At 70.0% G+C, this 14183-nt stretch carries 9 protein-coding genes; 3 read left to right on the forward strand and 6 right to left on the reverse strand.

Annotated features, from left to right (window positions below):
• Window positions 1-130 precede the first annotated feature (130 nt).
• The 4 genes from HNR07_RS13130 to ltrA all read right to left on the reverse strand — a co-directional run bounded on the left by HNR07_RS13130 (window position 131) and on the right by ltrA (window position 7546).
• Window positions 131-1738 carry an alpha/beta hydrolase gene (locus HNR07_RS13130; protein ID WP_184365236.1) on the reverse strand — a complete coding sequence of 536 codons (1608 nt, stop codon included), beginning with the start codon at window positions 1736-1738 and terminating at the stop codon, window positions 131-133.
• A gap of 129 nt (window positions 1739-1867) precedes the next feature.
• On the reverse strand, window positions 1868-3529 hold the full coding sequence (locus tag HNR07_RS13135; protein WP_312893781.1) for an alpha/beta hydrolase: 1662 nt from the start codon (window positions 3527-3529) through the stop codon (window positions 1868-1870).
• A 121-nt stretch (window positions 3530-3650) separates the two neighbouring features.
• Window positions 3651-5843 (reverse strand): NERD domain-containing protein, encoded by a 2193-nt coding sequence (locus HNR07_RS13140; RefSeq protein ID WP_184365237.1) that lies wholly within the window; start codon window positions 5841-5843, stop codon window positions 3651-3653.
• A 233-nt stretch (window positions 5844-6076) separates the two neighbouring features.
• Window positions 6077-7546 (reverse strand): group II intron reverse transcriptase/maturase, encoded by a 1470-nt coding sequence (ltrA, locus tag HNR07_RS13145; RefSeq protein WP_221318691.1) that lies wholly within the window; start codon window positions 7544-7546, stop codon window positions 6077-6079.
• A gap of 771 nt (window positions 7547-8317) precedes the next feature.
• Between ltrA and HNR07_RS13150 the strand changes: the two genes are divergently transcribed.
• Window positions 8318-9127, forward strand: a complete 810-nt coding sequence (locus tag HNR07_RS13150) for a transposase family protein (RefSeq protein WP_184371353.1) — start codon at window positions 8318-8320, stop codon at window positions 9125-9127.
• 17 nt (window positions 9128-9144) lie between these two features.
• Here HNR07_RS13150 and HNR07_RS13155 read toward each other — a convergent pair whose 3' ends face one another.
• A complete protein-coding gene (locus HNR07_RS13155; RefSeq protein WP_184365238.1) occupies window positions 9145-9519 on the reverse strand; it encodes a hypothetical protein in 375 nt (124 codons plus the stop codon).
• 375 nt (window positions 9520-9894) lie between these two features.
• On the opposite strand from HNR07_RS13155, the gene HNR07_RS13160 reads away from it, so the two are divergent.
• A complete protein-coding gene (locus tag HNR07_RS13160) occupies window positions 9895-11193 on the forward strand; it encodes a hypothetical protein (protein WP_184365239.1) in 1299 nt (432 codons plus the stop codon).
• 266 nt (window positions 11194-11459) lie between these two features.
• Window positions 11460-11939: a hypothetical protein gene (locus HNR07_RS13165; protein WP_246420289.1), complete on the forward strand. Its 480-nt coding sequence runs from the start codon at window positions 11460-11462 to the stop codon at window positions 11937-11939.
• Here HNR07_RS13165 and HNR07_RS13170 read toward each other — a convergent pair.
• Window positions 11869-14181, reverse strand: coding sequence for a TIGR03986 family type III CRISPR-associated RAMP protein (locus tag HNR07_RS13170; RefSeq protein WP_376769918.1), 2313 nt, complete (start codon window positions 14179-14181; stop codon window positions 11869-11871). The genes HNR07_RS13165 and HNR07_RS13170 overlap by 71 nt on opposite strands.
• Window positions 14182-14183 lie beyond the last annotated feature (2 nt).

The raw sequence follows: 14183 nt of genomic DNA on the forward strand, positions 1-14183 counted from the left end.
ACATCCACCTCTACTCCGAGTAAGGAACCATCGAAAGTTCCATACTCTGAGTGGTCATGGCTGGAAGCGCGGAGAACATCCCGGTGGGCGGGTAAACACTCCGTGCCACCGCCCCTTTACCGGGCGGGACCTACCAGGCGGGGCAGGAGAGTCCGGCCTCCGGAACCTCACCTTCCAGCAGGTAGGCGTCCACGGCCTCGTCCACGCACCTCATCCCGTAGCCGTAGGCGGTGTGCCCGTTGCCCTCGTAGGTGATCAGGGTCGCGGTGGCCAGCTGGTCGGAGAGCTCCTCGGCCCAGGTGTAGGGGGTGGCCGGGTCACCGACCGTGCCGATCACCAGGATCGGCGGGGCGTCGGGGGCGGAGAACCCGGTGGGCGCCTCCTCGGTGTCCACCCAGTAGGCGCAGGGCAGCTGCTCCCACACCAGGCCGGTGCCGAAGAACGGGGAGTCCCCGGCCGCCCGCTGGGCCGTGTCCCGGTAGACCTCGGGATCGGTGGGGTCGACCCGGTCAGCGCAGTTCACCGCGGTCAGGGCGGCCTCGGTGTCCGGTCCGCCGAACTCCGGGCCGGGCGCCACGGAGTCCTCCGGCCCGGTCGGCGCCGGTTCGCCGTCCTGCGCCGGCTCCTCGTCCTGACCGTAGGTGTCGTCGTAGAGCCGCTCCAGTTCGGGGCCGGCCTGCGCCGGATCCTCGGCCACGGCGGCCAGGGCCTCGGTCAGGCCGGCCCAGGCGTCCTCGTGGTACAGCTGCAGGCTCACCATGCCCAGCAGCGTGACCCCGTCCACCGGCATGTCCCGCACCACCGGCGGGTCCGCGTCCAGCCGGTCCAGGAGCTCCCCCATCTCCGCGTCCGCCGCGTCCGACCCGCTGAACGGGCAGCCCGGACCGCCCAGGCACTCGGCGACGAACAGGTCCCAGGCGGCCTGGAAGGCGTCGGCCTGGTCGGCGGCGACCTCCACGTTGGGGCGTTCGGTCTCCACCGCCCCGTCCAGTACCAGCGCACGGGTGTTCTCCGGGAACATCTCCGCGTACAGGGCGCCGATGTAGGTGCCGTACGAGAAGCCCACGAAGGTGAGCTGCTCGTCGCCCAGCGCGCCCCGGAGCAGGTCCAGGTCGCGGACCACGTTCACCGTGCCCATGGTGGCGAGGAAGTCCTCCCCCACCGTCTCGGCGCAGTCGTCGGCGTAGGCGCGGGCGCTCTCCTCCAGCGCGGCCAGATCGGCGTCGGTGACGTCCCCGGGGTCGGTCACCGCCCGGCGGGCCTCGTCCATGGCGTACCAGTCGCCGCAGGCGATCCCCTCGCTCTCGCCCACCCCGCGGGGGTCGAAGCCGACCAGGTCGAAGGCGTCCTGGATCTGTTCGTCGAAGAGCGGGTGGTCGAGCATCGCCACCCCGGACTCCCCGGGGCCGCCGGGGTTGAGCACCAGGGAGCCGATCCGCTCGCCGGCGGATCCGCCGGCGGGGCGCCGGGTCAGGGCCAGCTCCACGGTGCTTCCGTCGGGGTCGGCGTGGTCGAGCGGGACGGCGACCGTCCCGCACTCCAGGTCCTGGAGCCAGTCCGGGTCACCGCCCCACTCGGGAGCCTCGTCCAGTTCCTCCTCGGACAGGCAGGGCGCCCACTCGACGCTGCCCGCGTCGGGCGCCCCCGTGTCCTCCTCCGGTGCGGTACACCCCGCGACCAGCAGTACCAGTGCGCTCCCCAGCGCACTCCCCCGAACCCCACCGACCGTTTTGCGCATGGCCCGTATGCCCCACCGTTTCGTTTCACACGCGGCCAGGCAGCCGCGCCCCGGCCACCATCCTTGCGCACGGGCCGGTGGCCGGGGCACCGGCCTTCGCCAGGGTCCGATCGGGCTGTACCGGCCCGATCAGCCGACGGGCTGGCAGAAGTGCCCGCTACCGGGGGTGATGCCTTCAAGGAGGTAGGCGTCGATCACCTCGTCGACGCACTCGTTGCGATCAAAGCCATATACCCCGTGTCCCGACCCCTCGTAGGTGACCAGGGTCGCGCTCTCCAACCGCTGGGCCAGGCTCTGCGACCAGCTGTAGGGGGTGGCCGGGTCGCCGACCGTGCCGACCACCACGATCGGCGGGGCGCCCGAAGCCGTGAACCCGGTCGGCGGTTCCTCGCCCCGGACCCAGTGCGAGCACACCATCAGGGGCCACACCGCCAGACCGCCGAACAGCTCCGAGGCCTCGTGGCCGCGCTCCAGGAGCTCGCGGTGGTCGGAGGTGCCCAGGTCCGCGGCGTCCACCGGGTGGTCGGCGCACTCGATGGCGGTCCGCGTGGTGTCGGCGTTCACCTGGTCGGCCTCGTCGAACTCCTCGTCCGGGTGCCCGTAGGCCACCACGTACAGGTAGCCCAGGAAGTAGCCGGCGCGCCCGTGGTCCTGGGCGGCCACGTCCGCCAGGCCGTCGCTGAGGTCGGGCCACAGTTCCTCGTGGTAGAGGGTCAGCATGGTGATGTCGAGCATGGTCGCGCCGTCGATCACGACCTCCTCGCTGGCCCATTCCGGGTCGTAGATGACGAGGGGTTCCTCGTCAAGGGACGCCAGGATCCTGGACATCTCCTCGGTGGCCCGGTCCGGCCCGGTGAACGCGCAGTTGTTGCGGTACTCGGCGCAGTCCTCGACGAACAGCTCCCAGGTCTCCTGGAAGCTCCCGATCTGGTCGATCAGTGTGTCCGCCGGGGAGACGTCCAGGTCCACACCGCCGTCCAAGACCATCGACCCGACCTTCTCGGGGTACAGCTCGGCGTACACCGAACCCAGGTGGGTCCCGTAGGAGTAGCCCACGTACGAGAGCTCGTCGTCGCCCAGGACCTGGCGGACCAGGTCCATGTCGCGGGCGACGTTGACCGTGCCGATATGCGCGAGGAAGTCCTCGCCCGCTTCCTCGGCGCACGCGTGCGCGTACTCGCGGGCCAGTCCGTCGAGCTCCCGGAGGTCGTCGTCGCCGAGGTCGTCCGGTTCCAGGTCCCAGGCCAGCAGGTCGGCCCAGCGGTCTGCCCCCTCTTCCTCCCCGGTGCCGTGACAGGCCACCGGAGCGCTGCCGCCCACACCGCGCGGGTCGAAGGAGACCAGGTCGTAGGCCTCCCGGATCTCGGGGCTGAACACCTCGTCGAAGAGCATGTCCAGGCCCGATCCGCCTGGGCCGCCCGGGTTGAGGACCAGTGAGCCCCGCCGTTGTTCGGCGTCGCCGGTGGCGGGCTGGCGGACCAGGGCGATCTGGATCCGCTCGCGCTCGGGGGCGGAGTAGTCGAGGGGGACGACCATGGCGCCGCATTCCAGATTCCGCTGCCAGTCCTCGTCCACGTGCCAGAACTCGAGGATCTCGTCGATCTCCGAGCGGGTGTAGCAGGGCTGCCAGTTCACGTGCTGGGAGCGGAAGCGTTCCAGTTCGAGGGCCGAGCCGAACTGCTCGACAGCGGCGTCCCGTGTCTCTTCCAGGACCGGGAGCAGGGAACACCCCGTCAGCAGGGCCATGCTCAGGGCCCCGGCCGCCAGGGCCGGGGTGGATCGGTACCGCACGCGGCGGCTCCATTCATGCGAGGGGGACGTGTCGCATCAAGGACGATCTCCGGTATGGACCGGTTGGCACCCCACGCGTAACAAATAAGACAAAACACCCAGACGAAACATCCGACCGCGCTCAGAGCTGGCTGACATCCGTGTTGAGCGCAGCGCAGTCGACCGCCTCGGCCTCCGGATCCACCGCCACGACCAGCGGCCGCAGCGGTTCACCGAAGTTGAGCTCTTCCGTGAGGTCCGGGGCCTCGGGATCGGCCTGGGCGATCCAGTCGACCAGCTCCCCCGCCCGGGTCACGTTCCGCCCGGGCCGGGTCAGGGCCAGTACCCTCCCGGCCACGTCGCAGCGCGCGTTGAGGTGCGTGGTCGCCGCGAACACGCTCTGCGCCCACGCACCCGGGCTCACCCCCCGCAACGGGCCCTCGGCGGTGCGTCGGCGCAGCCGGGCCGGAGCGGCCAGCCCCACCGCGCGATCGTCGAAGGTCAGCACCAGCCCGGGCCGCTCCTGTGCGGTGAGGAACCCCTGCGGGTCACTCAGGGAGACGTCCCACCACACCCCGCACTCCCCCGTGGCGGCCTCGGCGAGAGCGGATCCGGCCCGCTCCAGCAGAGCGACGTCCACCTGGTCCCTGGCCGGCCCGGTGACCATCTCGCCCAGGGGCACGGACAGGGGCTCGTACCCGGACAGCACCAGCGACCAGTCGATCCGCGCCCGCCCCGCCAACCCCCGGCGGCCGTGGGTCAGGCACACCACCGCCCGGTCCTTGGGCAGCTGGTAGGTGGCGCAGGCCCCGACGTGCCGGGCCGCCCGCGCCAGGCCCAGGCTCATCGCCTTGGTCCCGGTGGTGATGTCCACGACCACCGGGCGGGGGGCGCCGTCGCGTTCGCCCGGGCCACGCCCCCGCTCTGCCTGGATCCACTCCTGGACGGCCCGCTGGACCGCGCCGGAGTCGTAGCCGTCCACCGGGTCGGCGGCCAGGCGCACCCGGTCCCGGTAGCCCTCGGCACGCAGGGCGGCGCTGTCGGCCGCGGGTGCGTCCGGCAGCTCGGCGGCGCGCAGGGCCCGCGCGGCGGCTTCGCGCACCCTGGCCCGCAGGCTCTGCTTGGAGGGCAGGACCAGCGCGCGGGCCGGACGGTGGGCGTGCATGGCGGCCAGGGCGCCCAGGCGGCTTCCGCCCAGCGGAGTGACCAGGAGCGGGGCCTCCTCCGGCCCGGGGTGGTGGGCGGGCGGTTCGGTCGGCGGCCCGGGTTCGGGGACGGGAGCGGGTCCGGGTGGGAGCACGGCGGGGACGGCCGCCCTCGGAGGCGTGTCGGCCAGGCTGGGGAAGAAGGCGTCACGCACCGCGTCGAAGGAGTTCACCCGCTCGGTAAGGGTGTCCAGGTTCCACACGTGGACGTGGCGTGCGGACAGCGCCGGGTTGTAGGCGGTGACCTGGTCGCGCAGGTCGGCCACGACCGGGCCCGAGTAGACGAAAAGGACGTGGGTGGCCCCGCCGAAGACCCGCCGGGCCTTGGCCACGGTCCAGCCCGCGCGGGCTACCACGTCCTCGGCGCGGGTCTTGGTCTCCACGCACAGCACCCGGTGCCGGTGCCGGACCAGGATGTCGAAGTCGGCGATGGATCCGCCGGGGCGGAAGGGGTCGGCGACCCTGCGCGAGCCCAGGACCTCGCTGTCGGGCCGTCCGCCCAGCAACCGGCGCAGGTGGGCGAGCACACGCCCCTCCGCGGCGATTCCGTTGAGTTCGCTCTCGGGCAGCTTCGGGAACGCCTCGGCCAGGGCGGCCGGGCCGCCGTCCAGGAACAGGCGCAGGGGCTTGGGGTCGCGGTCGGCCAACCAGCGGGCGCCGTGGATCCCGGCCAGGGTGCGCAGGTCGACGCCGTGCCCGGTCACCGGGCGGCCGGGGCTGGCGGTGTCGGCGCTGCGCAACAGGTCGCTGTGGGAGTCCAGGTAGAAGCGCCAGGCGCGGGCCTCGGGCGGCAGTGCGTGTTCGTGGTGCAGGGCGGCTGCCACGCTCATGACCTTGGTTCCGCCGGTGTAGTCCAGGTACCAGGGTCGGCCGTTCAGTGCGGTGCGGACACTCTCCAGTAGTCCGGTGACCCCGCCGGGGTCGTGCGGGTCCGAGCCCACGCTGAGGACACGCACGGAGCGGTCGGCGGCCAGGGCTTCGACGGCGCTGGCGACCCGGCGGGCCACGGCCAGGGTCCCGTCGCTGGCGACCAGAAGAAGGTGGTCGACGGGCAGGGTCAGGGCGCTGAGCAGGGCGGGGGTGGGGTTCTGTCCCACGAGGACGACGGCGACACGGGGGGCGGCGGCCACGGTTTCCCTTCCAGGACGTACCGTTTGCGGCCGTCACCAGACAACAGGAACGGGACCACAGTACTCACCCGTGTCCACAGTGATCACATTTTAACGCTGTGCCTACTTTTAACCGCAGTGGATCAGTAGGGTCGGACCGTGGCGCCTTACCGTGATCACTCACGACAGGTTTCCACGGCCCGCCCTCCGAACCCGCCGTGCGCCTTTCAACGCAACGGGCTCTCCACGGTTCCTCAACAGGTTGCAGGTCGTGTGGTCCACGGGGTGGGAATCGAATACCCCCTGAACCGATACCGGGACACCGTGACGTTGGATGCGCCACGGAAAACAGATCCCTGATAGGCGAGCCGCCACCCACGATCGGTGAACCGCCGCCTCAACTCACGCAGACCAATATTGGAGTGCTTGCGGCGGATCCAAGAAGACAACCTCCACCAGGAAAAGGAATCCACAGTGGAGAACATCTTCTTGGACACACCATGACGGAAGTAGTTCGCCCACCCCCGAACCATCGTGTCCACCTCCGCGATCTTGCGTTCGGTGGCCGTGTTCCGGGTGGGTCTGTTCGTTGCCCGCCGCACCCCGTCCTTGATCGCCTGAACGGATTTCTTAGACGGGATGGTGTAGACGTACCGACGTCGGGTCCCTCTCTTCACCCTGCGGCGAATATGAAACCCGAGGAAATCGAACCCCTGGTCGATATGGACAACCCCGGTTTTCTCCTCGGCCAAGCGCAGCCCTAACGGGGTCAGTACCTGGCTCACCTCTTCTTTCAAGACCTCGGCCCGGTCACGGCTCCCTTGCACCATGATGACGAAGTCATCAGCGTAACGAACCAGTTTCCAGTTACCGATTCCCTTCTGGCGACGAACACGTCTACGGTATGCACTGGTTTCCCATTGCGCTGCGATGTATTCGTCCAGTGCTGACAACGCGATGTTGGCCAGCAACGGTGACAGGATTCCGCCTTGCGGCGTCCCGGTGATGGTCTCCTCTCGATTCCCGGACTGTGTCATCACGCCGGATTTCAAGAACGATTTCACCAGCGCGTTGGTCCGCTTGTCCTTGACCCGTCCTCTCACCCTATCCATCAAAGAGGTGTGATCGATCTCGTCGAAGCACGCTTTGATGTCGGCTTCCAGAACCCAGTGGTGGTTCTTCACCGGTGAGGCGAGGCTGTGGATCTCGGCGATCGCGTCCTGAGCGCGCCGGTTGGGCCGAAAACCATAGGAGCAGGGAAGGAAGTCCGCCTCGAAGACCGGTTCCAGCACCGCTTTCAGTGATGCCTGAACCACTCTGTCGATCACGGTGGGGATCCCCAGCTTGCGCAGCTTCCCGCCCGCTTTGGGGATCGCCACCCGACGTACTTCACTGGGTCGGAATTCCCCGCTTTTGAGCAGGTCGCGCACCTGTTGGAGGAACGCATCCCTTCCGATACGGGATCGGACCATGTGCACGGTGACCCCGTCGACTCCTGCTGTCCTGGCACCTTTGTTCCGGGCGGTGCGTTCGAACGCATCGACCAGGAACGCCGGATCATAGACCAGGTTGAATACGTCATCGAACCTGCGTGAAGAATCCTCCTTCGCCCATTGATGGAGTTTGGTCTGCATCTTCCGTACCCGAAAGTAGGCGGTATCGGAATCCGGCCATACGATCGAAGCTCCGGTGTTCACCGGTGCGTCTTCGGATCTTGCATTCACCTGTGTTCTCCTTGGAATCGCTGCCGCCCTTCGCCATGTGACCGGCTTTCCCGGTCTCGGACTACTACGGCGTCTCCGCCCCACTGGCCTTCTTCGGTGAGCATCGCACCTATCCTTTCCTTTCTCGATGGCATCGAGAAGGGAAGGGAGTGAGGACCGGTGGTTCCCACGTTCGCTGTTCTCCGATCGACGGGCGAGGTACCCGGCTTTACCCCCGCAGTATCGCCCTGGTTACGCCGTAGACCTTCACCAGGGCCTCCCTGCCAGATCTCACATACCGGCTCGGGAGTTTTCCACCACGAGAGAGAACTATGGTCCTCTCCGTTGGTGGATGCGCACTGCTTTCCAGCCCGGATCCACCGGGTTAGAGCTGGCGAAAAATTAGGGGGTTTTATGGCACCGGTTCCTTTCGTATACCGTCCCATCTCGCTAACCGCGGCATGACCCATCCGGTAGTACTGGGCCATCCAGGCATTGTCAGGGCTGCTTCCCGTCCTTGGCGGCGATCTCCGCTTCAGACTGCCCCTTGCTTCACCTTCTCGCTACGACGAGAAGGCGGCGGAGTTGCTTTCACCTCCACTCGGATATGTGTTTGAACAGCGCCTCGTGGCGCACCTGAGGTTTTCTCAGCGAAATGATCTCTGCGGAGCAGGGTGATTTTCGGATCCCCGCCGGGCCGGACGAGTGGCACCTGGATGCGAGCAGACGTAAAGCCCCTGGTAGGACAGGTCTCACCACAAGATCATGTCCGTAACCACCAGAGGCTTCACGTTGGTCACCTATTCTGCCACCCTCGACGTCCCACGCCACATCGTCGAGTTCCTCGCCCGACACCTGGCCGCCCACCGCCGAAGCATCGCCACTCCGAAGGGCTCACGGGCACTCGGGCCGTTCCGCCAAGCGGTGCTGGTGCTGCGCTGGTTCCGTGAGCGCGGCTGTGTGCACTGCCTGGCCCGTGACGCCGGAATCTCCCAGGCCACCAGCTACCGCTACCTACACGAAGGCATCGACGTCCTCGCCGGCCAGGCCCCCGACCTGCACGAAGTCTTGGCCAATTGCCACAACGAAGGGATAGCGCGCGTAGTCTTGGACGGCACGCTGATCGCCTCCGACCGCCTCGCGGGCGTCCGCGAGAACGGCAACGACCTGTGGTTCAGCCAAAAACACAAGGCCTTCGGCGGCAACATCCAGTTCCTATCCGCACCGGACGGCACCCCGCTGTGGGTCTCCGCAGTCGAGCCCGGATCCACCCCCGACATCACCGCCGCCCGCCTCCACGCCCTGCCCGCCCTGTACAAGGCAGCGGCCGAGGGCCTGCCCACCCTGGCTGACAAGGGCTACCAAGGCGCCGGTATCGGCGTGCACACCCCCATCAAGCGCCCTACGGGCCAGGGCGAAGGGGCTCTGCACGTGGACACACGGATGTATAACGCGCTGTTGCGGCACGTGCGTGCGCTCGGTGAGCGCACCGCCGCCGAACTCAAGGAGCGCTGGCGGACGCTGAAGTACGTCACGCTTAGCCCGAGCCGGATCGGAGACATCGCCCGTGCGGCTCTTGTCCTCAACAGGCAGTGGAAATGATCTTCGCTGAGAAAACCTCACTGGAGAACTTTCTCCCCTTTGTGCCCGTACTCGCGCTCGTACACCGGAGCGCAGGTGAGGACGAAGGAACGGCACCCCCTGACCACGCCTTTGTCATCACGCACCAGGTCGGAGGGGACCAGCAGGTCGTGCCGCTCCGGGTGGGCCGAACTCACCACGGAGGAGACGATGAACCAGACACCCTCCACCGGCTCGGGCAGGCGGGCGCGGGTGCGCTCCTCCGCCAGCAACGGAATCCCCTCCACCTCCTGGAGGTGGACGCGCACGGCCTCGACCCGGGCGGGGTCGGGCGACCCCTGCCAGGTCCGGATCACCCGCGCGTGCTCGTCGACCACTGTCACCTCATGCGGTGTCAGATTGACCACGGACATCCAGCGACCTCCCGTAACTCTTGTTCCCCGCCGACCGCCCGCTTCGCCCGGACCGCCGCGACGCACCCCGCTCCGAGGCTCTCACCGCCCTCTCTCGGACACCCTTTCGGGCGACGGGCACCGCCACCAGGAGCAAAACACCGTTGTTGCTTCTGGGACCACTGTTTTCTATGACCGTTTTATTAGCCTCTTTTGCGGCTAGTCGCATTCGGTTCCATGGTCGATAATTGACATTTCAGCCACACTGGCCATATTTTGTTGTACGACCTCCCGTTAACGCAGGAGTGTCATCACGAGTCTCACGCCTCGTTCGCACGTTTCCCCGGAAGGGCTGGGGGAGCGTCCCAGCCCCGGAACATCCGGGGAGAAGAGTCCGTGAGCAAGTACCACTGCTCCGCCGGGGAGCTGTTCGGTTCGGCCACCTTCCTGCACGTGTTCACGCGCGTGCTGGGATGCGGACCATGCTCGGCGGACGGAACCGCGCAGGGCTGCGTCGGCCATTCAGAGCAGTTCTGCGACTATGTCGACCTGTGCTTCGAACACTGTCCGTGCGAGCGGCACCAGGGCGATCCGCGCAGCGTCATCGCCGTGCGCATGGTCGCCGTCATGACCGATGCGGCGGCTGACGCGGGCGTGGCATCGAGCGCGCTCGCCGCCGTGCCCGAGAAGCGGCGCTCGGTAGGTGCCAAGAGCGTGTCCGGCGCGGGCACCATCACGGGCACGGCTGCGGGCTCGGCGCACACCGTGGACCGCACCGCCGCGCACCGGCTCCGTGACGCCCTCGACGACGAACGCCGCGACCGGTCCTACAAGAACCTGCGCCGCGTCTACCCGCAGCCCTCCCCCGACGGCAAGGTTCGCTGCGCCTTCTCCGAGCGCCCCCGCCGCTGGGTGCAGCGGCGCGATGTCGCCCGGGTCGCCACCAACGTGGTCGAGCAGGAGGCCCTGGCCATGCTCGTGCTCACCGCCGGGTGGGGCAACCCCGCCGCCGACCTGCCCGAGGACATCCACCCCGGCGAGTCGGTGTCCTTCACCGAGGACGGCAGCGCGGTCCCCGCCGCCGACCTGCACGGGCGCCCGCTCACCGCGGTCAAGGAACCCCCGATGGTCTCCACCGCCACCGGCGACTACCTGCTGCGCAAGCTCGCCGAACTGGCCGCGGGCCGTGACGCCGACCCCGGCCGCACCCCCGACCAGCGACGCCGCCTGCTCCTGCGCGGGCTCCTGCCGAACCTGAGCGGTGAGGACGTGGCCCGGCGGCTCACCGGGGTCCTGGGGCGGATGGCCGTGAACATGCCCGGCCACTTCGAACTGGTCCAGCGCGCCCGGGGCCGGGCCCGCAGCGCCCCCTACACCCCCGTGCCCGACCTGCCCGTGCCGACCGGGGGCGACGCCGAGCACGGTGACGGTCACGACGACGGTTACGGGCGACGGCGCGAGGTCCTGCGCGAGGCCGAACAGGTGTGGCTGGGCTGGCTCGCCCAGGAACTGGCGGCCGAGGCCCAGGCCCACCGGGCGGCCTTCGACGCCGACCCGCGGGGTTCCCTGGACGCCCTGCTGTGCCGCCTGCTGGAAGAGGGGCCCGAGGTCCCCGAACTGTGGCGCGGCGCCCAGGACGACCCCGACCGCCGAGCCGACCTGCTGGAGGCGCTCGCCGAGACCATCAACAGCTGACCTGGAGGCTGAGCCGGAAGCCGGGCCGCAGACTCAGCCGAAGAGGTGCCCCTCCCGGGGGTGCGGGACAACACCCCGGGAGGGGCGCGGGCTCATGGGAGCGAGCTCGCGAGGAGAGAAGGTGCAGGAGGAAGAGGGTCAGGGGCGGGGGTAGATGAACGCGGGGGAGGCGAGGCCCGCACGGACTTCCCCGTGCCCGCCCCTGACCACCGGGAGGATCGAGCTCAGGAGGGGATCGGGGAAGGGGCCAGCGCCGGGGTGACCCCGTGCTGGCCGCTCAGCAGGCGGAGCGCGTCGCGATCGCCACCGGGCTGCTGTCCCTGCTGGTCTGGGCCGCGACCAGCGACCTCACCGGGATCTGCCCGCAGTCGGTGCTGGGGCTGGACGTGCTGACCGCCGCGCTGCTGGCGGTGCCGCCGGAGCGGGCGGGGGCGGCCGGCGCGATCGCCGGGACCAGCAACGAGCTCGGCAACGCTCTGGGCATCTCTCCCCTGGGCGCGACCGCGGCACTGGTCTTCCGGCTGAGCGGCCCCGACGTGGCGGGCACGCTCAACGAGACCCTGGCGGTTCCGGGGTTGGCGGAGGGCGCGGCCGAGTCCGCGCGGGCGGCGTTCCTGAGCGGGATGCATGTGGCGGTGGTGATCGGCAGCGCGGCGTCGTTCGCCGTGGGGCTGCTCATCCTGCGTCTGGTCCCCCGGGCTGCCCGGGTTTCTCAGGCCGCCCCGGCTTCCCGGAGTGTCCGGTGAGCCCGAAGCGCTCGGTGAGCGGGGGCAGGACCGGGTACTCGGCGAACTGGCGCAGGGACATCACCGCCGTCTCCGACCACGGCAGGCGCCCGCGCCAACGACTGGCCAGGAGCACGTCCACCACCTGGTCCACCTGGCGCCAGTCATCGACCGCGCGGTACTCCGCCAGGGTTGTCGAGAAGGCGTCCAGGAAGGCGGTGACCTGCCCGGGGGTGGCGGCGGTGACCCCCGCGGCGGCGTCCAGGGACAGGTCGGCGGCGCGGGCGCGGCGGTCCACCAGGTGGAGTTCGGGGCGCAGGTGCACACTGCCCATGCCCAGGGACTTGCCCATGCCGACCTTGTGGGCGTGCTCGGGGTCGGCGGGGTCTCCGCCGTCGACCGGGTTGGCCAGGAGCAGCGCCCGCATCAGCGCGCCGAGTTCGGCGTCGGTGAGGTTGGTGAAGGTGATACGGGAGCGCAGGGTGAGACCGTCGCGGAGCGGGACGATGTCGCGCTGGGTGTCCCGGGGCGGCGCGGCCTCGGATCCTGCGGGGATCACCTCGAGCCCGAGTTCGTCCTGGGCGCGTTCGTCGTAGCGGACGGGCGAGCCGAGGCGGGGATCGTGCCGGTGCAGGTAGGTCTTGTATCCGCCCAGGCGGATGCGTCCTTCGTGGGACCACGTGACGATGTCCGGCCGCTCCCCTGCCGCGGTGTCGGGGCCCTGGACCAGGTAGTTGGCGAAGCAGCCGCGCTGCGGGGAGAGCAGTTGGACGCGCAGGGCGGCGCCGTCGGGGTAGTCGGGGCCGGGGTGGCGGGAGTCCTCGGCGTGGCCGGGGACCGGAACCGGGTGTCCGGGTTCGGTGGCCAGGGCGGGTCCGAAGGAGACCCGTCCCTTGAGCGCCCCCGCCTCGCCCGCGAAGACGTCGACGTCGCCGAAGACCGCCCGGCACACGTCCACGGTGCGCCCCGCCCGGTCGGCGCGGTCGGGGTCACCGTGCTGGGGGCCGAGCACCGGGCCGGGGACGGCGCGGCGGATCGGGTTGTCGTCGCTGACCGCGATGCGGTAGCCGCCGGAGCGGCCGAAGGAGACCACGTGGCCGGACGGGTCCACGTCGAACCAGACCGGTTCCAGGCTCCGCCGGGGCAGTCCGCCGCCCCCGGTTCCGGCGACGGGCGGCCGGGCCGGGTCGCCGCCCCCGGCTCCCAGCGTCTCGGGGAAGGCCACGCGCTGGTAGCCGGTGACCTGCTCGGCGGACTCGAACAGCTCCACCATGGCGTCGGGGACCGGGAGCCGGCCGGTACGCAGGTTGGGGGGCTGGGGGAACAGGTAGGCGTTGCGCCGCTCCCCGGCGGCGGCCCCGGTCAGGACCACCAGGGCCGGGATCACTCCGCCACCGCCGCCGGACCCCGCGTGCGCGGTCAGGTGGGCGAGGGCTTCGCCGCAGGTGGGGGCGACCGCGGCGACCCCGTGCTGCCCTGGCAGGTGGACGGCGTGGACCCAGCGGTGCTGGAGCCGGCCGTGCTGTTCGTGGGTGGTGGGCACGTAGGTGTTGCTCCGGGGCGGGTCGGGAAAGTCCCCGACTCCGAAATCCCAGGTACGCAGGCTCTGCCGGAGTACCTCGAAGGGCACCTTGAGCACCCGGCCCGGTTCGGGCTCGAGCGTCGTGGCGGGGACCTCGACGACGTACCAGCCCGCGTCCTGGGGTGACCGGTACAGGAAGCCCTGCTTGGTGTGCGTCCCGGCGCGGCGTTTGCGGTAGTGGTCGTGCTGCTGGGCCATGACCTGGCGGGCGCGCGTGGACAAGGAGCTGTCGGTGCCGCCGGGGTCCACGCGCACCGGGGCGCGGAAGAACAGCATGGGGGTGTTGACCGGGCCGCTCTCACCGCTGGTGAGCATGCGCAGCGTGTTGCGGACCAGGCCGCGCAGGGTGGAGCCGGGCACGACGGGCACGGAGCGCTCTCCGTGGGGAAGGCGGGCGGAGTGGTGCACGCGGCCCCGGCCCGGGGCCTGGCCGACGAAGGTGGGGGTCAGGGTGGTCAGGGTGAGATCGATCCACCCGGTACGGGTACCCGGGACGGTGCGGTCGTGTGAGCGGAGCAGCTCCCGGGTGTCGTGGTCGGGGTGCAGCGCGGCCGCGGGCACGGGGGCCTCGGCCAGGCGGACCAGTCCGTAGGGCGCCGTGGCGCGGAAGGGGGCCGTGGCCTGGTGGGTGCCCGTGGTTCGGTGCGGGCTCCGGTCGGCGGCGATCTGTCTCGGGTCCACCG

It is taken from the genome of Nocardiopsis metallicus (genome assembly GCF_014201115.1).
GTDB classification, from domain to species: domain Bacteria; phylum Actinomycetota; class Actinomycetes; order Streptosporangiales; family Streptosporangiaceae; genus Nocardiopsis; species Nocardiopsis metallicus.

What these genes read in the sequence shown, in the direction of transcription:
- HNR07_RS13130 (WP_184365236.1), bottom strand. Translation starts at nt 1,738, where the DNA reads ATGCGCAAAACGGTCGGTGGGGTTCGGGGGAGTGCGCTGGGGAGCGCA.
- HNR07_RS13155 (WP_184365238.1), bottom strand. Translation starts at nt 9,519, where the DNA reads ATGTCCGTGGTCAATCTGACACCGCATGAGGTGACAGTGGTCGACGAG.